The sequence below is a fragment of the Acinetobacter sp. ANC_7553 genome (assembly GCF_056779895.1).
Window position 1 is genome coordinate 1 of sequence record NZ_JBWYIV010000067.1, and the last position, 223, is coordinate 223.

Sequence of the window (223 nt, forward strand, 5' to 3'; positions counted from 1 at the left end):
TTTAATATTTTCAATTGCAAATTTTCTAAGTTCTTCAGAGGGAGTCCATGCTGTGTATTCATTAAACTTAGAAAATAAGTCCTTTCCTAAAACATTGAGTGTCTTGCATTCCTCTAACTGCCCACGTGTAGGACTATTTTCATCACGATAAGTCCAAGCAAATTGTGGTACGCCATATCGATCACCCACAGGAATATATACCCCTGTCTTTGCTATAGGTTCT

The 223-nt window shown here is 37.2% G+C and carries 1 pseudogene; it reads right to left on the reverse strand.

The features are described from left to right. Window positions 1-223 (reverse strand): annotated as a pseudogene (locus AC1M9I_RS14715) (hypothetical protein); the annotation flags it as partial.